This is a genomic window from Streptomyces chattanoogensis (assembly GCF_001294335.1).
Lineage (GTDB): Bacteria > Actinomycetota > Actinomycetes > Streptomycetales > Streptomycetaceae > Streptomyces > Streptomyces chattanoogensis.
In genome coordinates, this window is record NZ_LGKG01000141.1 from 258,614 (window position 1) to 283,082 (window position 24,469).

The window sequence follows — 24,469 nt, forward strand, 5'->3', positions numbered from 1 at the left end:
CCTGCGCATCGTTCCGTTCAGCTGACGCATAGTCAGATTACTGAACTGACGGCATGTCAGGAATGGGGGTGCTTGGTAAAGCTTCACGGGGTCCCACGGGGTCTTGCGGGGCCCCGTGGGACCTCGTGGAGATTCGCGGGTGTTTTCGGCGGAGCCTCTTGCGCCGCGCGCCCCTCACCCGGTGAACTGACGTACCGTCAGATGGCGGACGTGGTGGCTTGACGATGCGCTGGGGGTGTTCCGGTGACGACGGGGCGTGCTGATGTGCCGGCTGTGGATGCGTTCACGCGGCCGTACTGGGAGGCGGCCGCGGAGGGGCGGCTGCTGCTGCGGCGCTGCCGGGCCGAAGGCGGCGGGTGCGGGGCGGCCCATCACTATCCGCGGGAGTTCTGCCCGTACTGCTGGGGTGAGGGCGTCGTGTGGGAGCCGGCCGGCGGGCGCGCCACTCTGTACACCTGGTCCGTCGTGCACCGTAATGACCTCCCGCCGTTCGGTGGCCGGACGCCGTATGTCGCGGCGGTGGTCGAGCTCGCCGAGGGGCCGCGGATGATGACCGAGGTCGTCGGGTGCGGGGAGGGGGAGCTGAGGATCGGGATGCCGCTGATGGTGGAGTTCCGGGAGGCGGCGGCCTCCGGGGGCGGCAAGGGAGACGGCGGTGAGGCCGGGGGAGCGAACGCTGTTCCCGTCTTCCGGCCCGCGTGACCGGTGGCGACTTCCGTACGGAACCTGGTCTCGGCCCCCGCCGCGACCGGTGGCTCCCGTGCGAAACCCGGTGGCGGGCCCGTTTCCTAAGAGTCATCCTGGCCCCGTGCTGATCCGAGAAGCGACCGCGGCCGACTGGCCCGCCATCTGGCCGTTCTTCCATGTCATCGTCGCGGCCGGGGAGACCTACCCGTATCCGCGCGACCTCGGGGAACCGGCCGGCCGGCAGATGTGGATGCTGCCGCCACCGGGCCGTACGGTCGTCGCCGTCGATCCGGACGGTACGGTGCTGGGCTCGGCGAAGATGAACCCCAACTCCACGGGCGGCGGCTCGCATATCGCCAGCGCCAGTTTCATGGTCGATCCGCGGTACGCCCGGCGCGGTGTCGGCCGGGCGCTGGGTGAACACGTCCTGGCCTGGGCCCGCGCCGAGGGGTACCGCGGGATCCAGTTCAACTCGGTCATCGAGACCAATACCGCCGCCGTCGCCCTCTGGCAGTCCCTCGGCTTCGAGATCATGACCACGATTCCCGAGGGTTTCCGGCACCCCGCCAAGGGTTTCGTGGGCTTCCACATCATGTACCGGAGGTTGTGAGTCCCGGGGCCCGGCTCCCGGCGGCCTGACTGTCCGGCGGCATGACCGACCGCGCGACCGCCCGACCGATCGGGCGCCCCGACGGCCTGTAACACCGTTACGGCCAGAGCAGCTCCTGCTCCCAACCGCCGCCCGTCAAGCGGTAGTTGAGCCGTACGTGCCGCCGCCTCGCATCCCCTTGGAAGAACTCGACCTCCTCGGCCCGCAGGACGTACAGCGTCCAGCTGGGGACGGGGGCGTCCGGCTCGCGCCGGGCCCGTTCCCAGGCGGCGTCCGAGGCGCGGGCCAGTTCGTCGGTGGAGCCGAGGACCTCGCTCTGGCGGCCGACCAGCGCCGCGGCCAGCGCGCCCGGCGAGCGGCGGTGCAGATCGGCCGCGCTCTCCTCGGCGCTCGCCGCGGTCACCGACCCCCGGATACGGATCTGACGGCCGACCGCCGCCCAGTAGAAGCCGAGCGCGGCCCGCGGCCGGGCCGCCAGCTCGCGGCCCTTGCGGCTGCCGCGGTGCGTGGCGAAGTGCCAGCCGCGCTCATCGGCGTCGTGCAGCATCAGGGTCCGTACGGAGGGGTCGCCGGCCGCGTCCGCCGTGGCGAGCGTCATGGTGTGCGGTTCGGGCACACCGGCCTCGGCGGCCTCGCGCAGCCACTGCCGGAACAGCGGCAGCGGTGCGGCCGGGGCCTGTGCGGGATCGAAGGTCGGCAGCTCGGTGTCCCAGACCCGCAGCCCGCGCAGCAGCTCGCGGAACGCGCGGGAAGCGGCGTCGTCGGACTCGTCGGAAGTGCGGCGGCGGGCGCCCCCGGTGGCGGCCCCGGTGCCGGGGGCGCCCGGGGTGTCCCGGTGGTCAGCGGATTCGGCCATGTCAGGCAGCGTACGGGGGAGGGGAGGCGACCGCGGAGGTCCGGGCCCCGTGCGGTCCGGACCGCACCGCCTCCGGCGCCGGGCGGGCCGCGGCGTGGTCCCGGGCGGAGCCCCGGCCGGGGGCCTCGGCGTAGTCCTTGAGCGTGATCGCGTTCGCGCCCCGCTGCACATCCTCGGCGATCTTCTTCGCGACCAGCTTCTTCCACGGCATGTGCGGCAGGATCCGCAGCATCAGATGGCGGAGCCGGATCCGGCCCCGCGTCGCCACGTTCATCTCCGTCACGAACTTCTCCGCCAGCCGGTGGTTGGCCGTGACATAGCCGCGCATCTCCGTCTCGTAGCGGTCGAAGGCCACCGCCGGATCGCCGCCCGCGGCCGCCAGCTCCCCGGCCAGGACGTACGCGCCGACCAGCGCCATCCCCGTGCCCTGTCCCGACGCCGGCGACGCGCAGTGCGCGGCATCGCCGAGCAGTACCACCCGGCCGCTCGACCACCGGTCCATCTCGATCAGCTGCAGTCCGTCGAAGTAGAAGTCGGGGGCCTGGCGGGCCGCCTGGAGCAGCCGCGGTACGTTCCAGCCGCCGCTGCCTTCGAATGCGGCTTCCATCAGGTCCAGTTGCTGTGCCCGGTCCCGGTGGTCGTAGGTCATCCGGGGGGCGCGGAACGTCATCATGCCCTTGGCCGTCGGGTCCCCCGCCGAGCTGTACTCACAGATCAGCCTGTTGGGTAGGGCGTGGTACAACTCCTCGCGGTCCAGGCCGAGTTCGTTGGGCAGGGAGAAGACCGAGATATAGCTGCCGAGGTGGCGCGCGAAACGCTCCTCCGGGCCGAACGCCAGCCGCCGTACGTTCGAGTGGACCCCGTCGGCGCCGACGACGAGGTCGAAACGGCGCGGGGCTCCTCGCTCGAAGGCCACCTCGACGCCCTCGGCGGTGGCGGGGCCGATGGCGGTGATCGAGTCGCCGAAGAGGTACTCGACGTCCGACCGGGTGCGGTCGTAGAGGATGCGCGCCAGGTCGCCGCGCATGATCTCGTCGTCGCGGCCGATCCGGGCGCCGAAGATGTCGGCGGGGAGCGTGGCGATCCGCTTGCCCTCGCCGTTGACGTAGGCGCCGGTCTGCATGTCCGTACTGGCGCGCTGGATGTCTTCCAGGATCCCCATCCGCTCGGCGACGTCGACCGCGGCGCCCCGGATGTCCACCTTGTAGCCGCCGGTACGGAGTTCGGGCGCGCGCTCCACGACGGTCACGGTGAATCCGTAGCGGTGCAGCCAGTGGGCGAGCGCCGGGCCGGCGATGCTCGCGCCGGAGATCAGAACGGATCGGGCGGGGCGGGGGTGCGGTCCGGCGGCGGGTGCGGTGGCGGGCAGGGCGGACATGGCGGGTCCCTTCGGGCTGTGGTGCGGGGTGGGGCGATCGGCGCGTTGTGCGCTCACGCCCTCGACTATACGAACGTCTTAAACAATTGTCTATGACGTTTGTATAGGCGAGGGGGAAGGGGCTGTGTAGGACACCCTCTGTCCTGCACCCTCCCTAGCGTTGGCCGCGCCTGCCCGCCCGCAGCGCGACGACGCAACCGGGCATGACGCAACCGGCCATGACGAAGGACAGGGATCCGCAATGAGTCACGTCACGATCAACCAGCCGATCGGCACGCCCACTTGGATCGACCTCGGGGTCCCGGACGGCGAGGGTCTCGGCCGCGCCCGGGCCTTCTACCGCGCGCTGTTCGGCTGGGAGTACGAGGAGCGGTCGGCGGCCACCGGCCCCTTCACCCTGTGTCTGCTGCGCGGGCTCCCGGTGGCTGCGCTGCGCCCCCGCTCCGTCGCGGACCTCGACGGCGAGTCCTGGTGGCACGTCTACCTCGCGACGGACGACTGCGATGCCACGGCCGAGCGGATCACCGCCGCCGGCGGCACCCTGCTCGCGCCGCCGGCGGAGGCCGCCGGACTGGCCCGGACGGCCGCCGTCGAGGACCCCGCCGGCGGCCGCTTCGGCCTCTGGCAGGGGCGTTCACTGCCCGGCTGCCGGCTCGTCAACGAGCCCGGCGCCCTGCTCCGCAACGACCTCGTCTGCCCGGCCCCCGCCCCGGCCCGCCGCTTCTACGGCACGGTCTTCGGCTTCACCCTCGACGGCAACCAGGACCTCCCGGACGCCGACTTCACCTTCCTCCGCCGCCCGGACGGCCACGAGATCGGCGGCATCTTCGGCGACCCGGACGCCCCGGCGGCCCGCTGGCAGACCCTCTTCGAGGTGGCGGGTACGGACGAACTGGCGGAACGTGCGGTCGCCGCGGGCGGTGCGGTGGACGACCCGACCGACACCCCGTACGGCCGGATGGCAGAGATCACCGACCCCTTCGGCACCCGCTTCAGCGTCGGCACGAGGCTTGCCGCCTAGGGCCGGACAGGCACTGGGTGTGCCGCACGGCTACGTCAGCCCGTCATGGCGTGTTCAGGTAGGCGAGGACGGCGAGGACGCGGCGGTTGCTGTTGTCGTCATCGGTGATGCCGAGCTTGCCGAACATGGAGGTGGTGTACTTGCTGATGGCGCTTTCGCTGAGGAAGAGCCGCTGGCCGATGGCCTGGTTGGACAGCCCTTCGGCCATGAGGCCGAGCACGGAGTGCTCGCGTTCGGTGAGCTGTTCAAGCCGTCGGTTCGAGGATCCGGCGGACAGCAGTCTGGTGATGACGTCCGGGTCCATGGCGGTCCCGCCGCCGGCGACGCGTTCCAGGGCGTCGATGAACTGATCGGCGTGGAACACGCTCTCCTTGAGGAAGTAGCCGATGCCGCCCGCGCCGTCGGCCAGGAGCTCGCGGGCATAGAGCTGTTCGACGTGCTGGGAGAGGATCAGGACCGGCAGTCCGGGCAGTTCGCGGCGGGCGGCGAGAGCCGCCCGCAGGCCCTCGTCCGACTGGGTCGGCGGCATACGGACGTCGATGACGGCGACATCCGGCCGCCACGTCAGCAGCGCGTCGAGCGTCTCGGGCCCGGTGGCTGCCGTCGCCACCACCTGGTGTCCGTACGCCTCGACGAGGCGCACCAGCCCGTCGCGCAGGAGGTAGAGGTCTTCGGCTACAACGATTCGCATGGCACCACCATTCTTGCGCAGGTCGGGCCGCCCGCCGGGCTGGTGATCTCCAGGGTGCCGCCGAAGACCGCGAGGCGGCGGTGCAGCCCCGCAAGTCCACCGCCGGCGCGCACACCGGCTCCGCCGCGGCCGTCGTCCTCCACGTCGACGACGAGGCCGGTGTCGTCCCGGGTGAGGGAGATCCGCGCCCGGGTCGCGTGGGCGTGCTTGACCGCGTTGGTCAGCAGTTCGGCGATCCCGAAGTACACGGCGGACTCGATCGGCGGGTCGAGGCGGAGCCGAAGGCCTGCGCTGACCTCCGTCTCGAGCGGGCTGTCCAGGGCAAGGGCGCGGACGGCATCGACGAGCCCCCGCTCGTTCAGCACCGGCGGGTTGATTCCCCTGACCAGTTCGCGGAGTTCGGTCAGTGACGTGGCGGCGCCGGCGCGTGCCTCCTGCATCAGCGTCTTGGCCTGCTCGGGATCGGTCTCCATCAGCTTCTCCGCAGTCGCCAGAGCGAGCCCGAGCGCGACCAGGCGTGCCTGTGCCCCGTCGTGCAGGTCCCGCTCGATCCGGCGGATCTCGGCGGCCTGTGCGACCGTCGCATCCGCGCGCTGGGCCGTCAGCTCGTCCACCCGGTCCGCCAGCGCCATCGCAGGCGAGGGGCGCAGGAAGTGGACGGCCACCCGCTCGACGGACCGCCAGGCGTACGGGGCGCAGACGACGGCCACGGCCAGTCCGAGCAGCCCGAGGGCGCGCGCGGGGAGCGCCGGCCGGGACAGCCCGACGACCGCTCCCGCGACCCCGGCCGGCGGGAGGGCCGCGATCACGCCCACGGTGAACGGGGCGATGGCCGTGAAGCGCAGGTCGCGCCAGGTCGCCGGGTCGCTCCACCGGATCCGCCACTTCTGGTCCATGAGGGCGTCGCGGCTGGTGCGTTCGTAGCTGAAGCCGTTCCACCAGTACCCGGTGGACATCTGCGTCACCGGCCCGGCCTGCCGGTATCCGGCGGGGATGACGGTGGCGGTCCATCTCGCGACGAGGTGGCGGACCATCCGGCAGACCGGGCGGGACAGGGCGAGCGTGCCCACACACACCAGCACCAACGGCGCTACCCACGACCACGGGTTCCCCGGCCCCCACCAGATCCCCAGCGCCACCGCAGCGGCCCACACGGCCGGGACCAGCATGCTGACGACCGCCACCAGGCACGCGCGCACCAACCCCACGCCGACACGTGCCGCCCACGACACCAGCTGTCGCATGGCCATTCCCTCTCGTCCTTCTCGCTTCATGACCCCCACTGTGCGCCGCAAGGAGCCCGATCTCCGCCGGATCGGCCCGGTAGTGGGTCTGGCCCCACCCACCCGTACGTCCAGGCCCATACCGCACCACCCCTGCGCTCCCTAGCGTCGACACCACGACAACGGCACGACCGAAGAGAGACGAAGAGACATGGAAACGATCGACCACACCACGGCCGCGGCCGGCCACCTCCACCAGCCCCACACCCAGCGGGCCTTCGGCGCGGTGAAGAAATGCGTCGCGGGATACGGCGCGCTCGGCGTCGCGGTCCTCCTCGTGGACGTCATCCTCTCGGTCAAGGGCCACAAGGTCTCGTCGTTCATGTGGGGCCGCACCGGCGGAGTGCTCGCGAGCGCCGTGGTGGCCTACTGGCTGACCGGCCTGGCCGCACGGGGATCGCGCTCGGCCTATCTGCGGGTGCGCATCATGTCGGTCGTCGCGCCGCTCGCGATCGTCGCCATCGACAGCATCCCCGGCGCCCTCCCGCCGTGGTTCGTCGCGATGCAGATCGCCGGCGCCCTCGTTCTCGCCCCGGCCGCCTTCCTCACCAACGGATCCGGACTGCGCGCCGCTTTCCCCAAGAGCTCCAGGCGCTCCTAAGGCCCGTAGGTCTTGCAGGGCTTGCAGGGCTCGTAGGGACCCCTATCCCCGCCCCAGGACCACCGTCCCCGACGAGCAGAACCAGCCACCCGTACCGGACGCGACGGCGAGGTGCGGGAGCCGGCCGCCGGGCTTGCGGACCTGGCGCTCGGGACCGTATTCGCCGCGGAGTTGGCGTACGGCCTCGACCAGCAGGAACAGGCCGCGCATCCCCGGATGGCAGGCGGCCAGGCCGCCGCCGTCGGTGTTGACCGGCAGTTCGCCGTCGCGCAGCAGCCGCCCCTTCCCGACGAACGCGCCGCCTTCGCCCTTGGCGCAGAAACCCAGGTCCTCCAGCGTCACGAGGGTCATATAGGTGAAGGCGTCGTAGATCTCGGCGAGGTCGATGTCGGCGGGGCGGACACCGGCGCGTTCGAAGGCGAGACGGCCGGAGACCGCGGCCGGCGAGACGGTGAAGTCGTCCCACTCGGACATCGTGGTGTGGGAGACCGCGGTGCCGCAGCCGAGCACCCAGACGGGGGGTTTGGCCAGGTCGGGGACGTAGTCCTCGGCGGCGAGCAGGACCGCGCAGCCGCCGTCGGAACGGATGCAGCAGTGCAGTTTGGTGAACGGGTCGGCGATCATCGGGCCGGCGAGGACCTCGTCGACGGTGACCGGGGTGCGGTACATGGCGTCCGGGTTGGCCGCCGCGTTGGCCCGTGCCTGGACGGCGACCTCGGCCAACTGCTCCAGGGTGGTGCCGTATTGATGCATATGGCGGCGGGCGGCCATGGCGTATTTGGCGATCAGGGTGTGTCCGTAGGGGACCTCGAACTGGAGCGGGCCGCGGGCGCCGAAGGAGAGGTTGGACGTACGGCGTCCGGCCTTGATGTCGGCGCGGGCCGTGGAGCCGTAGACCAGGAGTACGGCGTTGGCGTGGCCCGCGGCGATCGCGTCGGCGGCGTGCGCGGCCAGGACTTCCCAGGTGGCGCCGCCGACGGCGGTGGAGTCGACCCAGGTGGGGCGCAGGCCCAGGTATTCGGCGACCTCCACGGGTGCGAGGGTGCCCAGGCCGGCCGAGGCGAAGCCGTCGATCACCGACCGGTCCAGACCGCTGTCGGCGAGCGCCCGGCGGGCGGCCTGGGCGTGCAGGGCGTACGGGGTGGCCTCGTCCACGCGCCCGCAGTCGGACAGGGCGACTCCGGCGACGACGGCCTTGCGAGGGCGGTGCGGGCGGCGGTGCCCGGAGGGGGTCCCTGGTGTCCCTGGCGTCATGGATCTGACGGTACATCAGATTCGGGGGCGCGGGCAGGGCCCCGGGCGCCGGTGCGCGGCTCTAGGAAAGTCGGGATGCCGTACCTAACATGACGTGCCGTCAGATCAGAGGCCGGGGCCCGTTGGAACGGACGGGCGCCCGGGCGCTGCCGTACGGCCGGGAGGAGCCCGCCGATGGACGCCGCGTTCACCGAGGAGCAGGACGAGATCCGCCGAACCCTGCGCGAACTGCTGCACAAGCGCTGCGGGCCGGACGAGGTCAAGGCGGCGGTACGGACCCCGCCCGGGTACGACCGGGCGCTGTGGCGGCAGCTCGCCGGACAGCTCGGACTGCCGGGACTGGCCCTGCCCGCGGCATACGGCGGCGCCGGCTGCGGGCCCACCGAACTCGCTCTGGCCTGTGAGGAGACCGGCCGCGTTCTGCTGCCGTCGCCGCTGATCGCCACCGCCGCGCTCGCCGCGCCGCTGATCCTGGCCCTGGGCACGCAGGGGCAGCGCGAGGGGCTGCTGCCGAAGCTCGCCACCGGGGAGCTGACCGCGACCCTCGCCGTACCGGGCGGGCAGCTGGCGACCGCGCTGGCGCTGACCGGGCCGAACGCCGGGGACTGGGCGGGCGGCGGCCGTGCGGGCGGCATCCAGGCGGGGGCGCGGGCCGGAGGCTGGCGGCTGTACGGGGAGGCCGCGCAGGTCCTCGACGGGCATACCGCGGACGTCCTCCTGGTGGCCGCGCACACCGGTGGCTTCGCGCGCAGCCGCACCCTGGTCTTTCTCGTACGGGCCAACACCCCGGGCCTGGTGCGGACCCGGCAGACCGCGATGGACGAGACCCGGCCGCAGGCGCGCATCGAACTGCGGGATGTGGCGGCCGAGTTGCTGGGGGAGGGCGAGGGGGAGAGGGGGGACGGTGCGGTGGCCGGTGTGCTGGCCGCCACCGGGGCCGGGGCGGCAGCGGCGCTGGCCGCCGAGGCGGTCGGTGCGGCCGATGCCGCGCTCGCCCGTACCGTCGAGTACGTCCAGGCACGCGAGCAGTTCGGGCGGCCCGTCGGCGCCTTCCAGGCCGTGCAGCACCGGCTCGCCGATCTGTATGTGGCGGTGCAGGCGGCGCGCTCGGCGGCGTACTACGCGGCCTGGTCGGCGGGCGGCGCCCGCCCCGGGGGCCGCCGCACGGCCGAACCGGGGGCGGCCTCGCTGGCGCTCGCGCAGGCGCTGGAGACGCTGCGGAAGGTGGCCGCCGAGGCGATCCAGCTGCACGGTGGGATCGGCTTCACCTGGGAGCACGACGCGCATCTCTACTTCAAGCGCGCGGCCTGTGACGAGCTGCTGCTGGGGCCGGTGCACCGGTTGCGGGCGAGGGCCGCCGAGGAGGCCGGGCTGTTCGCGGACGTCAACGGGGCGCCGGAGGCATCCGGCGTGCGCGAGGCGGTCGATGCGTGATGCCGCCCGGTGAGCGACTGCTGCAGAAGGCCTCCTCGACCCGTACGTTCGCCCGTGTCGCCCCGCACGTCATCCCCGCGCTGGACCGCGCCGTACACCGGCTGACCCGCGGAAAGGTGCTGCTCAGCGCCCGGATGCTGCCCGGTGTGATCCTCACCGCGACCGGGGCGAGAAGCGGGCTGCCGCGGCGCACCCCGCTGGCGTGCATGCCGGAGGACGGCGGCAGCTGGCTGCTGGTCGGCAGCAACTTCGGACGCCCTGAACACCCCGCCTGGACGGGGAATTTGCTCAAGCATCCGGATGCGGAGGTCAGTTGGCGGGGGCGGGACATCCCCGTACGGGCCCGGCTGCTCGCCGGGGCGGAGCGGGAGCGGGCCTGGCGGGCGGCGCTCGCCTTCTGGCCGCCGTACGCCGTCTATCAGGCGCGGGTGGAACGGGAGATCCGGCTCTTCCGGCTCGAGCGGCGCTGAGCGCGGACACGGCGCTGTACACACAGCGGGTGCCGTACGGCCCTCAGGGCTCGGACGGCACCCGCTGTGTGTACAGCTGTACTGCGTGTGTACAGCTGCACTGTTATGGCAGGACGGATGCAGGACGGTGCAGGACCGGTCGCGAACCGGTCCGGCGGCGGCAGTGCCGACTACGTCATCGGCTACTTCGCCATGGGCTACTTCGTCGGCTTCTTGCCGGTGATGCCGAAGTGCACCAGCAGCGCCAGGTTGGGCTTGAGCTCGGCCTGCTTGACGCCCCAGCTCTGGAAGCCCTTCTGGTGCCCGGCGACGGCCGCCAGCATGGCGACGATCGAGCCGGCCATGGCCGCCGCGCTCACGTCCTTGTCGACCTTGTTCTTGCTCTGGAGCTCCTGGATGGAGTCCGTAAGGGAGTTGGTGACGGCGTTGAGGATCTTCATGCGGATCTTGTAGAACCGCTTGTCGCCCTCGGCCGCGCCCAGGTCCACGACGCGCAGGATCGCGTCGTTCCTGCGCCAGAAGGAGAGAAAGCCGTCGACCAGCTCCTCCGCCGCCTGCCAGCCGGATTTGCCCACCCAGGAGCGTCCGGCGACAAGATCGGTCAGACTTGCGCCTTCTTTGGCCATCTCCTCGGCGATTTCGAGGACGGCGCCCTCTACGTCCGGGAAGTACTGATAGAACGTTGCGGGTGAAGTCCCCGCTTTTCGGGCCACATCGATGACTTTGACGTCCCGGTAGGGGGACGAACTGAGCATTTCGCTGAGGCAGTCGAGCAGCTTCTGCCGCGTCGCCTGTCCGCGGCGGCCGGCAACTCTGCCGTCGACGGTTCGCACTTGTCCTGTCATGCCGTCAGCTTACCGAGCAGTGATCGGAGCGCGATTTGGCTGCCTGCAAATGGGGATGCGGGAGTTTGGGGTGCCTGGCCCCCGCCGGCGCCCTGGTTGCGGCCTCGTACACGGCTCGGAATCCGTGCGGCGGCGCTTGATCCAAACTGGTGAATGGTCTTATCAACAGGCTGTGGACAACTTTGGTGGACAAGTGCACGGCGCGGTGCCGGCAAATGCGGCCGGAGGGTGGTCCGTTGTGCGGCGCTCCGGAGGTGGCGTGCGGATGACCTGCGTCAACCCGGAAATGAATCGTCCACACGTTCGAGTACTCGTCGGGCGGGGTGCCCGTACCGCCGTTAGCGTGGACGCATGACTGCACTCGCGGACGGCGCTCCCTGCTGGGCGGACGTCATGCTGCCCGATCCCGAAGCGGGCAAGCGCTTCTACGGCGACCTCCTGGGCTGGACGTTCTCCGAGGGCGCGACCGGGTCCGGCGGGTACACCCAGGCCTTCCGCAACGGCAGAAAAGCCGCGGGGCTGATGCCCCGGCAGGACGAGGCGTCCCCCACGGCCTGGGGGCTCTACTTCGCGACCGGCGACATCAAACGCACCGAAGCCCGGATCCGGGAGGCGGGCGGACGGATCCTCACGGCGCCCACGGAGGCCGGCGCGCTCGGCATGATGCTGACCGCCGTCGACCCGGCCGGCGCCGTGTTCGGTGCCTGGCAGGCCGGGGAGCACCAGGGCTTCGAGACCGGCCCGGAGCCCGGCGGATACATCTGGACGGTCCTGCACACGAGGGACGCCGAGACGGCCGACGCCTTCTACGCCGAGGTCTTCGGTTTCCAGGGCGTCCCCGGCAGTCCGATGGCGCGCCCCGGCTTCCTGCCCTGGCGGCTGCCCGGCCAGACCCGCGAGATCGGCTGCCGGATCGCCATGGACGCGACCTTCCCGCCGGAGCAGCCGGCGCATTTCCTCGTCTGCTTCCTCGTCGACGGGATGGATGCCGCGGCGCGCACCGCGACCGGCCTGGGCGGCAGCGTCGTCGTCCGGCCGCAGCCGACCCCCGGCGGTCCGTTCGCGGTCTTCAGCGACAATCAGGGGGCCACCTTCGGCGTCATAGGGCTGAAGTAGCCCTCAGGGACGCAGAATTGGGGCACCGGTGGCCGGCGGTCGCCGGCGGCAGAGGTTTCACGGAGGTGGAAAAGGGTGGGAGCGCGGGGGAATATGCGGCGCGGGTGCGGCGCTGCACGGGTGCGCAGGAGAACGGCCACCGGGCGGCGGACGGGCATCGCCGGCGGTCCGCTGCGGTGCGGGATACCCGGGACCGGCGTGCGGGTGACCGGTCGGTAACCCTCCCGGCGGCCGCCCGTCACCGGAGGTATCGGCGCACGTCGCGCGGGCGTGAAGGACGTCGGGTAACGGGTGAGCCCTATGTGACGGGGCGTGATCCGTGACACGACGCATGGCCCCGGGTTCGCACCGATCGGCCCGGCCAGGAAGAATCACCACGCGTACGGCCGTTTCGGCCAGGCGGTGAGACGCTGCACGGGGCAGTGGCTCTCGGCGACTCGTGGCTTTGGAGAGTCTCTTTTACGCCCCACGGGGAGGTGGCAGGCAAGTGGTGGAGCAGCTGACGCAGCTGACGCAGCACGATCCCCGGCGGATCGGGCCGTTCGAGGTGCTCGGCCGTCTCGGGGCCGGCGGCATGGGACTGGTCTATCTGGCGCGTTCGGCGTCCGGCCGGCGCGTGGCGATCAAGACCGTGCGTACCGAGCTCGCCGAGGACCAGCTGTTCCGGGTCCGCTTCACACGCGAGGTCGAGGCGGCCCGCGCGGTCAGCGGCTTCTACACCGCGGCGGTGGTGGACGCCGATCCGCGGGCGGCGGTGCCGTGGCTGGCGACGGCCTATGTCCCCGCGCCCTCCCTCGAGGAAATAGTCAATGAGTGCGGGCCGCTGCCGGCCCAGGCGGTGCGCTGGCTGGCGGCCGGCATCGCCGAGGCGCTGCAGTCCATCCACGGCGCGGGCCTGGTGCACCGCGATCTGAAGCCGTCGAACGTCCTGGTGGTCGAGGACGGCCCCCGGGTGATCGACTTCGGTATCGCCTCCGGGGTGTCCAACACCCGGCTGACGATGACCAACGTCGCCGTCGGCACCCCGGCCTACATGTCGCCCGAGCAGGCCCGTGACTCCCGCAGCGTGACGGGCGCCAGCGATGTCTTCTCCCTCGGCTCGACGCTGGTCTTCGCCGCCACCGGGCATGCGCCCTTCCACGGCGCCAACCCCGTCGAGACCGTCTTCATGCTGCTGCGCGAGGGCCCCGACCTGACCGGACTCCCGGACGAGCTGCGGCCCCTGATGGAGTCCTGTATGCAGATGGAGGCGGTCCACCGGCCGTCCCCCGCCGATCTGCAGTCCCAGCTGGCACCGCATCTGTTCGGCTCCGGCAGCGACGACAGCGGTACGGCGTCGGCCTGGCTGCCGCCGGGCGCGGTGGCGCTCATCGAGCAGCGCCGCGGCGGCCGGTCCACCGTCCCCAAGAGCTCCCAGCGGGCCTCCTCCGCCCGTGGTTCCGCCCGGCAGGCGCCCGCCGTCCCGCCGCCCCCGCCCGAGCCCGCCCCGCAGCCCGTACCGGCGCCGCCACGGCCCGAGAGCGCGCCGGTGGGCGGCGCCGCCGACGCGACCGGCTGGCCCGGCCGGATCGGCGCGGGTCCCGGCGCGCACCGCGGCGGCGACCCGCGGTCCGGCGGCCCCGGCCCGATGCCGCAGCCCGCGGCACTGGGCCCGGACGCCTCGACGGCCCGGGTGGCCCCGGTCTCCGCGCCCCCGGAGGCCGGCCCCGTACGCCTGGGTGGCTCGCCCGCACCGATAGGTCCGGGGCCGCGGGCCGGCGAGGCACGCGAACCGCAGCCCCGCGCGCAGGCCGGTGCCGCGACGAACTGGGTGCGGCCGCCCGGCGGCGGGCCGGCCGCCGGAGTGCCGCATCAGGCCAACGCCAACGCCAACGCCGCCGAGGCCGCGCCGCCCCCGCCGCCCGAGCAGCCGCCCGCCGAGCCGGGCCGCTGGCGCCCCTGGCGCTTCCGGATGTCGAACGACGTCTGGGGCACCCCGGTCGTCGCGGACGACCTGCTCTACGTCACGTCCTTCGAGGTGCACGCCCTCGATGTGGCCAGCGGGCGGCGGAAGTTCAAGACCCGCGACGTGGCGTGGGCGATGGCCGTCGCCGACGGCCGGATCCATGCCTCGGACGGCCCGAGCCTGTACGCCCTGGACGCCGACGACGGCACCGAGCGCTGGCGGCTGAACACCAACGGCTGGGTCTACGCCCTCACCGTCGACCGCGGCACCGTCATCACCAGTACGCGCGGCGGCGGCGTCCAGGCGTGGGAGGCCGCCAACGGCGAGCTGCTGTGGGAGATCGACCGCGTCCAGACCGATTTCGAGACGGCCGAGGCCGGGCCCGTGGCGCACGAGGGCACGGTGTTCGTCTGGGACGACGCACGGCTCAAGGCGCTGGAGGCGCGCACCGGCGTCGAACGCTGGTCGTACCCGGTGGGCGACACGGCGTCCTGCGGCGGTGTGCCGATGCGCCTGCTGCCCGCGCCGGACGGCGTGGTCTACGTCGTGGCCGGTACGCGCGTGATGGCGATCGACATCGCGCGCGGCGATGTGCGCTGGCACTTCGAGGCGCCCGCGGTGTTCCTGAGCCCGCCCGCCTTCGCGCCCGGCCCGGCCGTCACCGGCGGCGGGGTCTATCTGGCGGACTACCTCGGCACGGTCTACGCCCTGGACCCGGCCGACGGCCGCGACCGCTGGCGGATCGCCACCGAAGCGCGCCAGTCCACCGAGCCGGTGCTGGTCGCGCACGGCGCGGTCCACCTGGGCAGCGGCAAGGCCCTCTACACCCTGGACGCGGTCACCGGCACCCCGCGCTGGCGGTTCCAGGCCGGTGCGGAGGTGGTCGGCGCGCCGGTCGTCGCCGAGGGCCGGGTGCACTTCGGCTCCGCCGACCACTGCCTGTACACGCTGGACGCCATGGGCGGACAGCTGCGCTGGAAGCTGGCGACCGGCGGCGAGATCACCGGATCGCCGGTGGCCGTCGGCGGCGTTGTCTACGCGTGCAGCAAGGACCGCTGTGTCTACGCGCTGGACGCGGCGAAGGGAACGGGACAGGCCCGGCGGCCGTAACCGGCGCACCCCCGGCGGCCGTGGCCCGGGGGTGTGGCGCTGCCCTGCCTATTCCCGCTCCTCCGGAGGCCGTTGGACACCCCGCTGCCGCTCTTCCCTGCCCCACTCCACCGGCGGGGTGGGCGGCTGCCGCTGCCCCGGACGCTCCGGGGGAGGCGGTGGCGGCGTCGGGCGGGGCCAGGGCTCGGTGGCCGGCTCGTGCGGCGGGCGCCGTTCGGGGCCGGGCCCTCCCGGGCCGAATCCGGGCCGGGTCAGGGGACGGGTGACGGGCCCTTCATAGGGCGGCTCACCGCCCGGCTCCCCCTCATTGCCGTACTCGTCGCCGTACTGATCGTTCGTGTACTGCTCCGGAGTCCACTCCTGGGCCGCCGGGTCATGGGTCACCGGGCGCGCGGGGTCCCATGGCTCGGACGCCACCGGGTGAGGGGCCGGGCGCTCGTCGTACCGGCCGTACGCTTCGTCGTACCCCTCGTCGTACCCCTCGTCGTACCGCCGCCCGGCGTGGCGGCCGCCCACCCGGCTGCGACGGCCGCTCATCACCAGTGCGCCGACCAGCAGCAGTACGCCGCCACCGAGGGCGGCGGGCACACCCGCCCCGAGGCCGTGGGCGCCCGCGGTGAGTTCGCCCGCCGCCTGTCCCTGGCGGACCATCCACAGGACGGTGAAGCCCAGCACGACCACGCCCGCGCACGCGACGAGCAGCCGCGAGCGCAGCGCGACGCCGATCAGGGTGACCAGGCCCGCGAAGGCCAGCGGCAGAAAGAGGGAGCCGTAGAGCGAGGCACGGCCGTCGGTGATGTGGGTGAAGAGGTCCTCGATACGGAAGTCGCTACCGTGACGGCCGTCGTACCAGGGACGGAAGGGGCTCCAGACGGCGGCCGTCGCTCCGATGAGGGCGATCAGGGATCCGATGACGTTGCGCACCACTGGCGTCGCCTCGTTTCGAGTCGTCCTGAGGTCCTCCGTCACCGACGCTACGCCTGACCGCCCGCGCCCGCTATTTCTCCCGGGCTTCCGGGCCCGGCCCGGGGTGTCACCCCCGCTTGCTAGGGTGCCGTGCACGCGTCAGCAACGCATGGCGCGGCACAGACGTCTTCCGGGGGATGGGCAAAGGGCATGAAGCAGGGCACGCGGACACAGATAGGCAGGGGCACTCGGGCGGTCGTCGCGGCCGCGCTCACCCTGACCACCCTCGCAACGGTCGGCGGCTGCGCCTTCGGCGCCCCCAAGGTCAGGCTGACCGGCTCCCCGAGCCCCACGGATACCGGCTACAACCCGAACGACCCGACGCCGTCCTCGGACCCGACGTCCGAGGACACCTACTCGCCCGAGCCCCAGGAGACCGAGGAGACCTTCGACCCGGACGGCCGCAACGACGTCACCGGCAGGAACTGTGACTTCTCGCGCTCGCTGGGCCAGTTCACGTACACGGTCTCGGTCACCAACCCGTCCAGCGAGAGCACCTTCAGCTACGACATCGCGATCAACTGGATGAAGGCGAAGCCGGCCGACGGCAAGGCGTGGGGCCTGCACCAGCGCAGCATCACCGTCGGTCCCGGTGACACCGAGACGTACACCGCCAAGTACTCCGTCAACTGGGGCAACAACTACGGGCAGTTCTGGTACACCTGCCAGGTCACCCGGGCGGAGAAGACCAAGCTGTAGTGGCTCACCGCACCCGGTGGCCCCTCCTGGCGGTGTCACCGGTTCTCCGCGCCGCGAACAGCTGCTCCTGGAGCTCCGGCGCCGCGTTGCCGAGCGCGATCAGCTGCGGGGCGCCCGCCAGCGCCTGCGCACGGACCGCCTCGCGCGCCGACCACACCGCCCGCACGGTCCCCTGGACGGCCGCCGTCGGGTATCCGGCGATCACCGCGGCCGCCCGCAGCGCCGCCCCGGCCGCCTCGCCGTCCGGTACGACCTCCGACACCAGGCCGGTCTCGTACGCGCGCGCCGCCGAGAGCCGCTCCGCCGTCCCCATCAGCGACATCCGCGCCACCTCGCCGAACGGCATCCGCTGCGCCATCCCGATCGCCTCGTAGGCGCTGACCATGCCATAGGTCGTATGCGGGTCGAAGAAGGTGGCGGACTCGGCGCTGATGAGGAACTCGCACTCGCCCAGCAGATAGAACGCGCCGCCGCAGGCCATACCGTTCACGGCCGCGATGACCGGCTTCCACAGGTCGTTCGCTTTCGGTCCGACGGTCAGCAGCGGGTCGTCGATCGCGTACGGGGAGGACGGCTGCGGCACGCTGACGGACCGGTCGATGCCGGTGCAGAAGGCGCTCCCGCCGGCTCCGGTGAGGACCACGGCGCGCACCCCGTCGTCGCTGCGGATCGCCCGCCAGGTGGCGGCCAGTGCGGCGGCCGTCTCCAGGTCGATGGCGTTGTGCCGTTCGGGCCGGTCGAGGGTGACCAGCGCGACCCCGTCGGTGATCTCCGTACGGACCGTCATGGCCGCTCCAGGATCCAGCGGGGTACGGTCACGCCTCCGGGCATGGCGTGGAAGGCGACCTTCACCGGGGCGCCGATGCGCAGCCGCGCCGGGTCGACGGAGTTCAGGGGTGCGTCGGCGGCGCTGACCAGGTTGCCGACGAGGCGGATACGGGGGGCCTCGGCCAGCTCCACGACGATCGCGTTGTAGCCGGGCTGCGCGGCGTACGCGGGCAGCAGCGGCGGATGGGGCAGCACATAGGACCAGATACGGCCGCGGCCGCTCATCCGCTGCCAGCGGGCGGCGAAGGACTGGCAGTGCGGGCAGCAGGGGCGGGGCGGGAAGCGCGGCTCGTCGCAGTCGGCGCAGGCCTGGACGCGGAGTTCGCCTCGGGCGGCGTACTCCCAAAAGGGTGCGCCGTCGTCGTCGGGCACGGGAAGCAGCAGGTCAGCGGCGGTGTCGGGGGGATTGTCGCGAGAGCTCATCGGCCGTCAACTCCTCAGCAGCAGGGCCGAGGTGGGGACCCCCTCGCCCGCGGTGACCAGACAGGTGGCGGCGTCGGGGACCTGGGCGGTGCTGGTGCCGCGCAGCTGCCTGACGCCTTCGGTGATCAGGTTGAAACCGTGGACGTACGCCTCGGACAGGCCCCCGCCGCCGGTGTTGAGGGGGAGCCGGCCGCCGATCTCCAGCGCGCCGCCCTCCGTGAAGGCCGCGCCCTCGCCGCGCCCGCAGAAGCCGTAGCCCTCGAGGGAGAGGGGAATCAGGGGGGTGAACGCGTCATAGATCTGCGCCACGTCGACGTCCTGCGGTCCGAGGTCGGCGCCCTTCCACAGATGGCGGGCGGCGGTCCAGGCGGGCCCGGTGAGCGGGTCGTCGTTCCAGTAGTTGACCATGCCGTGGTGCTGGGCGGGCAGGCCCTGAGCGGCGGAGTGCACATAGACGGGCCGCTGCCGGCAGTCGCGGGCGCGCTCGGCGGAGACCACGACACAGGCCAGCGCCCCGTCCGTCTCCAGGCAGTTGTCGAAGAGGCAGAGCGGGTCGCTGATCCAGCGCGCGGTCATATACATCTCGCGGGTCAGCGGGCGGTCGTACATGATCGCGGCCGGGTTCTGGTTGGCCCGGTTGCGGCAGGCGAGGGCGACGTTGAAGAAGTGGTCGCGGGTGGCGCCGTATTCGTGCATATAGCGGCGGGCCAGCATGCCGATCTCGTCGGCGGGGCGCAGCAGTCCGAAGGGGCGGGTCCACTGCCCCGAGGTCGGCAGCTGGACCCGGGTGTTCTTCCAGGGCCGCGGTCCCGAACCGCGTTTGCGCGAGCGCCAGGCGACGCCGACGTGCGCCTGTCCGGTGGCGATGGCGGCGGCCAGGTGGGCCACCGTTGCGCACGATCCCCCGCCGCCGTACCCGACCTTGGAGAAGTGGGTGACGTCCCCGGCACCGATCGCCTTGGCTATCTCGACCTCGTCCGTCTCCTCCATGGTGTACGAGGCGAACGCGTCCACCTCCGACGGCGCGATCCCGGCGTCGTCCAGCGCCGCGACGATCGCCCGGCACGCCAAGGTCCGTTCTGATTCCGGGAGTTGTCTGGCAAAGGGAGTCTGTCCGATGCCGGCTATCGCCGTAGCGTCCTTGAGGGTCGCCCCCATCGCCACCTCCGTGGTCGGCCGTCAGTACTGACAGGCGTGGAGGCTACCGCTAATCTGACGGACAGTCAGCTGTCGGGGATCGATCGTTCGGCTCTTTCGCGGGAGGCAGTCGATGCGCGATGACCTGGATCTGCGGGCGGACCTGGAGTACGGCTCCCTTCCCCGCCTGGTGCGCGCGGCCGCGGAGCGGTACGGCCCCCATGAGGCCGTGGTCGAGGGCCGTACCCGGATCTCCTACGCCGAGCTGGGCGAGCGGGTGACGCGGGCGGCCGCCGCCTGTATCGCCTCCGGTGTCGCGCCCGGTGACCGCGTCGCCGTCTGGGCGCCCAACACCCTCGACTGGATCGTCTCCGCCCTCGGCGCGGTGACCGCCGGCGCCGTTCTCGTCCCCGTCAACACCCGCTTCAAGGGCGCCGAGACCGCCTACGTCCTGCGCCGCACCCGCGCCAGACTGCTCTTCGTCACCGGCACCTTCCTCGGCACCTCCTACGTCGCCTCGCTCCGCCGCGCCGCCGAGGACGGCACCGGCCCCGGCCCGCTCCCCGGGCTGCCGCACCTGGAACGGATCGTGGTCCTGTCCGACGACGCCCCCGCCGACTTCACCACCTGGAAGGACTTCCTGGCCGCCGGTGCCTCCGTCCCCGCCGCAGCGGTAGCCACCCGGGCCGACACCATCCGCTCCGACGCCCCCTCCGACATCGTCTTCACCTCCGGCACCACCGGCCACCCCAAGGGCGCGGTGATCACCCACGCCCAGACCCTGCGCGCCTACGCCGTCTGGAGCGACCTGGCCGGCCTCCGGCAGGGCGACCGCTACCTGATCGTCAATCCCTTCTTCCACACCTTCGGCTACAAGGCCGGGATCATCGCCTGCCTGCTCCGCGGCGCCACGATGATCCCCCAGCCGGTCTTCGGCGTGGAGACCGCGCTCGCCAACATCGCCGCCGAGCGGATCTCCGTACTCCCCGGACCGCCCACCCTCCACCAGCAGATCCTCGACCACCCCGCCCGCGCGCTGCACGACCTCTCCGCGCTCCGCCTCGTCGTCACCGGCGCTGCGGTCGTCCCGCTGGAGCTGGTCGAGCGGCTGCGCAGCGAGCTGAAGATCTCCACCGTCCTGACGGCATACGGCCTTTCGGAGAGCTCCGGCATCGTCACCATGTGCCGCCGCGGCGACCCGCCCGACGTCATCGCCGCGACCTCCGGCCGCGCGATACCCGGCACCGAGGTCCGGGTCGTCGACGCCGCGGGCCGCCCGGCGGCCCCCGGCGACCCCGGGGAGGTCCTGGTCCGCGGCTACCACATCATGTCCGGCTACTTCGAGGACCCGGCCGGCACGGCCCGCGCCCTCACCCCCGACGGCTGGCTGCGCACCGGCGACGTCGGCATCCTCGACGCCGACGGCAACCTCCGGATCACCGACCGCATCAAGGACATGTTCATCGTCGGCGGCTTCAACGCCTACCCCGCCGAAATAGAGCAACTCCTCGGCCGCCACCCGGACATCGTCGATATCGCCGTCATCGGCATCCCCGATCCCCGCCTGGGCGAGGTCGGCAAGGCGTACGCGGTCCGCCGCCCCGGCTCGTCCCTCACCGCCGACGACCTGATCGCCTGGTCCCGCCGCGAGATGGCCAACTACAAGGTGCCGCGCGAGGTCGAGTTCGTCACGGAACTGCCGCGCAACGCGAGCGGGAAGGTGGTCAAGCGGCGGCTGGGGGAGGGGGGCGGGGTGGCCGCCGGGTGAGGGACTCGGTCACCCGGCGGGCTGCTCCGGGGGCGTCCAGTCCGGCCGCCGCCCGCTGAGCGCCACCACCCGGTCGAGCAGCGGAGCGTCCGCCGCCACCGGGGCGGGGGCGGCGAAAGCGGGCCCGGGAGCGCCACCCGACTCCTCGGTCCAGGAGGTGAGCAGCGCGTACGAGACCCCCAGGCCGGCCGGATCGGGCGCGTAGTCCTGCCCCGTGGCGCGCGCCAGGTCCCAGCCGTGCAGGACGAGCTCATTGAGCGCGATCCGCCCCGCGACGGCGCCGGGCAGGGTGACCCCACCCGCCTGTGTCTCGCCGGTCCAGGCGTCCGGCTCACGCCAGGCCGCCGCCATCTCGTCCAGGTTCCGGGCCAGGTCCTCGCGCCAGCCGGCCGTCACATCCGGCACCGCGTCACCCGGCGGCGTGCTGGTCGCCGGCCCGAGGTGCTTGCGCGCCACGTCCCGGAAGGCGCCGGTCAGCCCGACGAGATGGCCCAGCAGATGGCGTACGGCGTATTCCTCGCACGGCGTGGGAGCGTCCAGCTGCTCCTCGGTGGTGTGCTCGGCCAGCCGCCCCACCAGCTGGGCCTGCGCCGCGAAGTCGATCGTCTCGGTCATGTGCCCGGTCCTTCCGTACTGCCGTCCTGTGGTCCTCGAACTGTCGGGGGGTATCCCCTCCTCCAGTGAAGACTCCAACGGCCATCGGAAGTCATCGCCACACCGCTGGGCGGCGTCGTGTCGAGATTCGCGCTGCTCACTACATGGGGGGAACCTCCCGCCCCGGCCCCGCATAGCGTTCCCGCAGTGCCGTCTTGAGGACCTTGTTGAGCGGCCCGCCGCGCGGCAGCTCGTCCGTGAGCTCCAGTTGCTCCGGCAGCTTCTGCGTCATCAGGCCGGCGGCCCGGAGGTGGGCGGTCAGGGCGCGGAGGGTCAGCGGCGCGCCGGCCGTACCGGCGGGTGTGACCACCGCGCACACCCGTTCCCCCCGCTCCCGGTCCGGCAGCCCGATGACCGCGACATCGGCCACCGCCGGATGCGTACGCACCAGATCCTCGACCTCCTGGGCCGAGATGTTCTCTCCCTTGCGGATGATGATGTCCTTGAGCCGCCCGGTGAGGACGAGGTGCCCGTCGGGCCGCAGATATCCCAGGTCACCGGTGTGGAAGTAGCCCTCCTCGTCGAAGACTTCGGCGGTCAGCGCCGGGTCCGTGTAGCGCCGGAAGAGCATCGTCCCCTTGAGCGTCACCTCACCCGGCTCCCCGGCCCCGGCCGCGCTCCCGTCCGCCCGTACGATCCGCACCTGGGCACCGGTGACGGGACGGCCGACCGTGTGCGCCAGCTGATCGTCGCTGTCGTACGGCGTTCCCATCGCGATCATCGGGCACTCCGTCATCCCGTACCCGTGCACGATCGCGCAGCCCAGCTCCCGCCCGGCCTCCTCGTACAGCTCCGGGGGCATCGGCGCCCCGCCGCCGGACAGCAGCCGCAGCGAGGGGATCAGCCGCCCGGCCTCCGGCGCCCGGCCCCGGTACCGCCGTGACTCCTCCAGGAACGCCTGATAGAACGCCGTACTCCCACCGGCCATCGTCACCCCGCGCCGCCGGTAGACCTCGGCCGCCCGTCCCGGCTCGAACGTCTCGAGCACCACCGCCGGAAAGCCGCTGACCAGCATCGCGACGACGTAGTCCGGCCCGGCGATATGTGCGTACGGGAAGGCGATCGAGCCGATGTCGTCCCCCGACATCCCCAGCGCGGTGGCCAGCCCGACCCCGCCGGCGATCAGCGAGGCGTCCGTGTGCTCGACGCCCTTGGGGGAGGAGGTCGTCCCGGATGTGTAGTAGATCCAGGTGGTGCGGCCGTCCCCGCCGCCGGGCGCGGCATCCGGCAGGTCCGCGGGATCGCCGGCCGGCAGCCCGTCCGCCACCGAGATCACCGTGCGGCCGTCCCCGGCCAGCTTCCGCGCCATCGCGCCGTAGTCGAACCCCCGCCACACACCCGGGACGAGCACGAACTCGGCCGCCGACTCGGCCAGGATGAACCCGACCTCCCGCTCCCGGTGCAGAGGGATGACCGGCGTCTGTACGGCCCCGATCCGCGCCAGCGCCAACGACGCCACCACCGTCTCCACCCGCGTCGGCAACTGCCACGCCACCCGCGTCCCGGCCCCGACCCCCAGCCCCCGGAACCCGGCCGCGACCCGCACCGCCTCGTCCCGCACCTCGCCGAAGGTGACGGTACGCCCGCCGCCCTCGAAGAACATGGGCAATCCGGGGGAGGCCTGCGCCCGGTACTCGACCAGGTCCCAGAGGGTGCGGATGCGGGCGGGGTCGAACATGGCGCCTCCTCGCGGACCGTGGATCGCGGGTGGCGTGACTGTAGCAGCGAATCTGATGGAGCGTCAGGTAGGTGCACCCGAGGAGGGGTCCGGGAAAAGGAAGAGGCCGGGCGTCGCCGGCCCGGCCCCGCTCCCCGGATCTGCGATGCGGGGCTTCCGTCTACTCCCGTGATCAGGGAATGTGGTTGTCCAGCGACGCCAGCGAGGTGGTGATGTGCTGCGGCGCCACCGGCATGTGATGGTCCTGCGCCACCACCGCGGAGTCCGGTGTGCTGGGTATGTGATGGTCGGTCATGACGGCTACGGCGGCGGCGCCGACCGTGGACAGTGCGATGGCGACGGCGGCGAGAGACTTCTGTGCGCGAGTCATTCCAGCTCCTTGGTGGCCGGGGGCATTGCTGTTCGCAAAAACAAACTAGCGGCAAGTGTGCGCAGATGTTCGAGTCTTGTGAGGGAAAGCAGCCGAATATTGCAGGTTTTACTTTCCATGGGGAAAAACGTCGCAGGGACCGTTTCAATGGCTCCCCCTCCACGCCATTGAAACGGTCCCTGCAATCCCCCGGATCCCCCCGTTGGTTCAGCGGGACTTACTTGGGCTCACCGAGAGGCTGGTGGTTGTCCCCGGTGGTGCTGCTGGTGGTCCCGGCGATGGGCTGGTGGTTGTCCAGCGGCTTGACCACGTCCCGATCCGCCCGCTTCTTCACCCGCGGTGTGACTCCGGGGGCAGCGATGGGCTGGTGGTTGTCCATCGGCCTGATGACATCCCGCTCGCCGGTGGCCTGGGGCTCTTTGCTGGTGCTCACAGAAATCAACTCCTGTATGGGCGCTTGATGCTTGGTCCGCCCGCCCGGCGACTCCCCCGAGGACCGCCGGACGGACGTGGCACGGCCGCTCACGATATCTGCGCGGCCTGGGCATCGAGCCGCTTGCCCCCCGAGGCGGCGGATCGATGGTGATAAGACTGGCCCGGCGCGATGAACGATCGATAAACGTCGGCGTTGGCGTGGAACGGAGC

General features: G+C 72.3%; 24 protein-coding genes. 10 read left to right on the forward strand and 14 right to left on the reverse strand.

Going from position 1 to position 24,469, the window contains the following annotated elements; translation table 11 throughout:
* The first annotated feature begins 243 nt into the window (after window positions 1-243).
* The gene (locus ADL29_RS21035; protein WP_053925140.1) at window positions 244-702 is read left to right on the forward strand and encodes a Zn-ribbon domain-containing OB-fold protein; all 459 of its coding nucleotides are present in this window, start codon (window positions 244-246) and stop codon (window positions 700-702) included.
* A 106-nt stretch (window positions 703-808) separates the two neighbouring features.
* A complete protein-coding gene (locus tag ADL29_RS21040; RefSeq protein WP_053925141.1) occupies window positions 809-1,297 on the forward strand; it encodes a GNAT family N-acetyltransferase in 489 nt (162 codons plus the stop codon).
* 97 nt (window positions 1,298-1,394) lie between these two features.
* Here ADL29_RS21040 and ADL29_RS21045 read toward each other — a convergent pair whose 3' ends face one another.
* Both ADL29_RS21045 and ADL29_RS21050 read right to left on the reverse strand, forming a co-directional pair.
* Window positions 1,395-2,153 (reverse strand): pyridoxine/pyridoxamine 5'-phosphate oxidase, encoded by a 759-nt coding sequence (locus ADL29_RS21045; RefSeq protein ID WP_078971165.1) that lies wholly within the window; start codon window positions 2,151-2,153, stop codon window positions 1,395-1,397.
* 1 nt (window position 2,154) lies between these two features.
* Complete coding sequence (locus tag ADL29_RS21050) at window positions 2,155-3,588, reverse strand: FAD-dependent monooxygenase (protein WP_245689549.1); 1,434 nt, start codon at window positions 3,586-3,588, stop codon at window positions 2,155-2,157.
* Between the two features lie 184 nt (window positions 3,589-3,772).
* Between ADL29_RS21050 and ADL29_RS21055 the strand changes: the two genes are divergently transcribed.
* The gene (locus ADL29_RS21055) at window positions 3,773-4,552 is read left to right on the forward strand and encodes a VOC family protein (protein ID WP_053925142.1); all 780 of its coding nucleotides are present in this window, start codon (window positions 3,773-3,775) and stop codon (window positions 4,550-4,552) included.
* Window positions 4,553-4,595: 43 nt separating this feature from the next.
* On the opposite strand, the gene ADL29_RS21060 is transcribed toward ADL29_RS21055, so the two are convergent.
* On the reverse strand, window positions 4,596-5,243 hold the full coding sequence (locus tag ADL29_RS21060) for a response regulator transcription factor (protein ID WP_053925143.1): 648 nt from the start codon (window positions 5,241-5,243) through the stop codon (window positions 4,596-4,598).
* Window positions 5,228-6,487: a sensor histidine kinase gene (locus tag ADL29_RS21065; protein ID WP_211274359.1), complete on the reverse strand. Its 1,260-nt coding sequence runs from the start codon at window positions 6,485-6,487 to the stop codon at window positions 5,228-5,230. The genes ADL29_RS21060 and ADL29_RS21065 overlap by 16 nt, the downstream gene beginning before the upstream one ends.
* A gap of 190 nt (window positions 6,488-6,677) precedes the next feature.
* Here ADL29_RS21065 and ADL29_RS21070 point away from each other — a divergent pair, with 190 nt between their 5' ends.
* Window positions 6,678-7,127: a hypothetical protein gene (locus tag ADL29_RS21070; RefSeq protein WP_053925145.1), complete on the forward strand. Its 450-nt coding sequence runs from the start codon at window positions 6,678-6,680 to the stop codon at window positions 7,125-7,127.
* Between the two features lie 42 nt (window positions 7,128-7,169).
* On the opposite strand, the gene ADL29_RS21075 is transcribed toward ADL29_RS21070, so the two are convergent.
* Entirely contained in the window at window positions 7,170-8,381 is a 1,212-nt protein-coding gene (locus ADL29_RS21075; protein WP_053925146.1) for a thiolase C-terminal domain-containing protein, read from the reverse strand.
* Window positions 8,382-8,555: 174 nt separating this feature from the next.
* Here ADL29_RS21075 and ADL29_RS21080 point away from each other — a divergent pair, with 174 nt between their 5' ends.
* Window positions 8,556-9,815, forward strand: a complete 1,260-nt coding sequence (locus tag ADL29_RS21080) for an acyl-CoA dehydrogenase family protein (protein ID WP_053925147.1) — start codon at window positions 8,556-8,558, stop codon at window positions 9,813-9,815.
* Window positions 9,815-10,285 carry a nitroreductase/quinone reductase family protein gene (locus ADL29_RS21085; protein ID WP_053925148.1) on the forward strand — a complete coding sequence of 157 codons (471 nt, stop codon included), beginning with the start codon at window positions 9,815-9,817 and terminating at the stop codon, window positions 10,283-10,285. The genes ADL29_RS21080 and ADL29_RS21085 overlap by 1 nt, the downstream gene beginning before the upstream one ends.
* Window positions 10,286-10,482: 197 nt before the next feature.
* On the opposite strand, the gene ADL29_RS21090 is transcribed toward ADL29_RS21085, so the two are convergent.
* A complete protein-coding gene (locus ADL29_RS21090) occupies window positions 10,483-11,130 on the reverse strand; it encodes a TetR family transcriptional regulator (RefSeq protein ID WP_046927519.1) in 648 nt (215 codons plus the stop codon).
* A gap of 351 nt (window positions 11,131-11,481) precedes the next feature.
* Between ADL29_RS21090 and ADL29_RS21095 the strand changes: the two genes are divergently transcribed.
* Entirely contained in the window at window positions 11,482-12,246 is a 765-nt protein-coding gene (locus ADL29_RS21095; RefSeq protein ID WP_053925149.1) for a VOC family protein, read from the forward strand.
* A gap of 487 nt (window positions 12,247-12,733) precedes the next feature.
* Window positions 12,734-15,301 (forward strand): protein serine/threonine kinase AfsK, encoded by a 2,568-nt coding sequence (gene afsK / locus ADL29_RS21100; RefSeq protein WP_245689551.1) that lies wholly within the window; start codon window positions 12,734-12,736, stop codon window positions 15,299-15,301.
* A gap of 48 nt (window positions 15,302-15,349) precedes the next feature.
* Here afsK and ADL29_RS21105 read toward each other — a convergent pair whose 3' ends face one another.
* On the reverse strand, window positions 15,350-16,228 hold the full coding sequence (locus tag ADL29_RS21105) for a hypothetical protein (protein ID WP_053925150.1): 879 nt from the start codon (window positions 16,226-16,228) through the stop codon (window positions 15,350-15,352).
* A 189-nt stretch (window positions 16,229-16,417) separates the two neighbouring features.
* Here ADL29_RS21105 and ADL29_RS21110 point away from each other — a divergent pair, with 189 nt between their 5' ends.
* Window positions 16,418-16,966 carry a hypothetical protein gene (locus tag ADL29_RS21110; protein ID WP_053925151.1) on the forward strand — a complete coding sequence of 183 codons (549 nt, stop codon included), beginning with the start codon at window positions 16,418-16,420 and terminating at the stop codon, window positions 16,964-16,966.
* Between the two features lie 4 nt (window positions 16,967-16,970).
* On the opposite strand, the gene ADL29_RS21115 is transcribed toward ADL29_RS21110, so the two are convergent.
* The 3 genes from ADL29_RS21115 to ADL29_RS21125 are packed head-to-tail and all read right to left on the reverse strand — an operon-like array spanning window position 16,971 to window position 19,375.
* Window positions 16,971-17,753, reverse strand: a complete 783-nt coding sequence (locus ADL29_RS21115; protein ID WP_053925152.1) for an enoyl-CoA hydratase/isomerase family protein — start codon at window positions 17,751-17,753, stop codon at window positions 16,971-16,973.
* Entirely contained in the window at window positions 17,750-18,217 is a 468-nt protein-coding gene (locus ADL29_RS21120) for a Zn-ribbon domain-containing OB-fold protein (RefSeq protein WP_053925153.1), read from the reverse strand. Before ADL29_RS21120 ends, ADL29_RS21115 begins: the two co-directional genes overlap by 4 nt.
* A 6-nt stretch (window positions 18,218-18,223) precedes the next feature.
* Complete coding sequence (locus ADL29_RS21125; RefSeq protein WP_053925154.1) at window positions 18,224-19,375, reverse strand: lipid-transfer protein; 1,152 nt, start codon at window positions 19,373-19,375, stop codon at window positions 18,224-18,226.
* Window positions 19,376-19,487: 112 nt separating this feature from the next.
* Between ADL29_RS21125 and ADL29_RS21130 the strand changes: the two genes are divergently transcribed.
* Window positions 19,488-21,122 carry a FadD3 family acyl-CoA ligase gene (locus ADL29_RS21130; protein WP_053925155.1) on the forward strand — a complete coding sequence of 545 codons (1,635 nt, stop codon included), beginning with the start codon at window positions 19,488-19,490 and terminating at the stop codon, window positions 21,120-21,122.
* 9 nt (window positions 21,123-21,131) lie between these two features.
* On the opposite strand, the gene ADL29_RS21135 is transcribed toward ADL29_RS21130, so the two are convergent.
* From ADL29_RS21135 to ADL29_RS21150, 4 genes are all read right to left on the reverse strand, one after another.
* The gene (locus ADL29_RS21135) at window positions 21,132-21,737 is read right to left on the reverse strand and encodes a TIGR03086 family metal-binding protein (RefSeq protein WP_053925156.1); all 606 of its coding nucleotides are present in this window, start codon (window positions 21,735-21,737) and stop codon (window positions 21,132-21,134) included.
* Between the two features lie 139 nt (window positions 21,738-21,876).
* Window positions 21,877-23,454, reverse strand: coding sequence for a class I adenylate-forming enzyme family protein (locus ADL29_RS21140; RefSeq protein WP_053925157.1), 1,578 nt, complete (start codon window positions 23,452-23,454; stop codon window positions 21,877-21,879).
* A gap of 172 nt (window positions 23,455-23,626) precedes the next feature.
* Entirely contained in the window at window positions 23,627-23,824 is a 198-nt protein-coding gene (locus tag ADL29_RS21145; RefSeq protein WP_053925158.1) for a hypothetical protein, read from the reverse strand.
* Window positions 23,825-24,041: 217 nt separating this feature from the next.
* On the reverse strand, window positions 24,042-24,257 hold the full coding sequence (locus ADL29_RS21150; protein ID WP_053925159.1) for a hypothetical protein: 216 nt from the start codon (window positions 24,255-24,257) through the stop codon (window positions 24,042-24,044).
* Window positions 24,258-24,469: the final 212 nt, after the last annotated feature.

Bases quoted from the DNA above. Each gene is read 5' to 3' on its own strand.
- ADL29_RS21045 (WP_078971165.1), bottom strand. From the start codon at position 2,153: ATGGCCGAATCCGCTGACCACCGGGACACCCCGGGCGCCCCCGGCACC.
- ADL29_RS21055 (WP_053925142.1), top strand. From the start codon at position 3,773: ATGAGTCACGTCACGATCAACCAGCCGATCGGCACGCCCACTTGGATC.
- ADL29_RS21060 (WP_053925143.1), bottom strand. From the start codon at position 5,243: ATGCGAATCGTTGTAGCCGAAGACCTCTACCTCCTGCGCGACGGGCTG.
- ADL29_RS21065 (WP_211274359.1), bottom strand. From the start codon at position 6,487: ATGCGACAGCTGGTGTCGTGGGCGGCACGTGTCGGCGTGGGGTTGGTG.
- ADL29_RS21070 (WP_053925145.1), top strand. From the start codon at position 6,678: ATGGAAACGATCGACCACACCACGGCCGCGGCCGGCCACCTCCACCAG.
- ADL29_RS21075 (WP_053925146.1), bottom strand. From the start codon at position 8,381: ATGACGCCAGGGACACCAGGGACCCCCTCCGGGCACCGCCGCCCGCAC.
- ADL29_RS21080 (WP_053925147.1), top strand. From the start codon at position 8,556: ATGGACGCCGCGTTCACCGAGGAGCAGGACGAGATCCGCCGAACCCTG.
- ADL29_RS21085 (WP_053925148.1), top strand. From the start codon at position 9,815: ATGCCGCCCGGTGAGCGACTGCTGCAGAAGGCCTCCTCGACCCGTACG.
- ADL29_RS21090 (WP_046927519.1), bottom strand. From the start codon at position 11,130: ATGACAGGACAAGTGCGAACCGTCGACGGCAGAGTTGCCGGCCGCCGC.
- ADL29_RS21095 (WP_053925149.1), top strand. From the start codon at position 11,482: ATGACTGCACTCGCGGACGGCGCTCCCTGCTGGGCGGACGTCATGCTG.
- ADL29_RS21110 (WP_053925151.1), top strand. From the start codon at position 16,418: ATGAAGCAGGGCACGCGGACACAGATAGGCAGGGGCACTCGGGCGGTC.
- ADL29_RS21115 (WP_053925152.1), bottom strand. From the start codon at position 17,753: ATGACGGTCCGTACGGAGATCACCGACGGGGTCGCGCTGGTCACCCTC.
- ADL29_RS21120 (WP_053925153.1), bottom strand. From the start codon at position 18,217: ATGAGCTCTCGCGACAATCCCCCCGACACCGCCGCTGACCTGCTGCTT.
- ADL29_RS21125 (WP_053925154.1), bottom strand. From the start codon at position 19,375: ATGGGGGCGACCCTCAAGGACGCTACGGCGATAGCCGGCATCGGACAG.
- ADL29_RS21130 (WP_053925155.1), top strand. From the start codon at position 19,488: ATGCGCGATGACCTGGATCTGCGGGCGGACCTGGAGTACGGCTCCCTT.
- ADL29_RS21135 (WP_053925156.1), bottom strand. From the start codon at position 21,737: ATGACCGAGACGATCGACTTCGCGGCGCAGGCCCAGCTGGTGGGGCGG.
- ADL29_RS21140 (WP_053925157.1), bottom strand. From the start codon at position 23,454: ATGTTCGACCCCGCCCGCATCCGCACCCTCTGGGACCTGGTCGAGTAC.
- ADL29_RS21145 (WP_053925158.1), bottom strand. From the start codon at position 23,824: ATGACTCGCGCACAGAAGTCTCTCGCCGCCGTCGCCATCGCACTGTCC.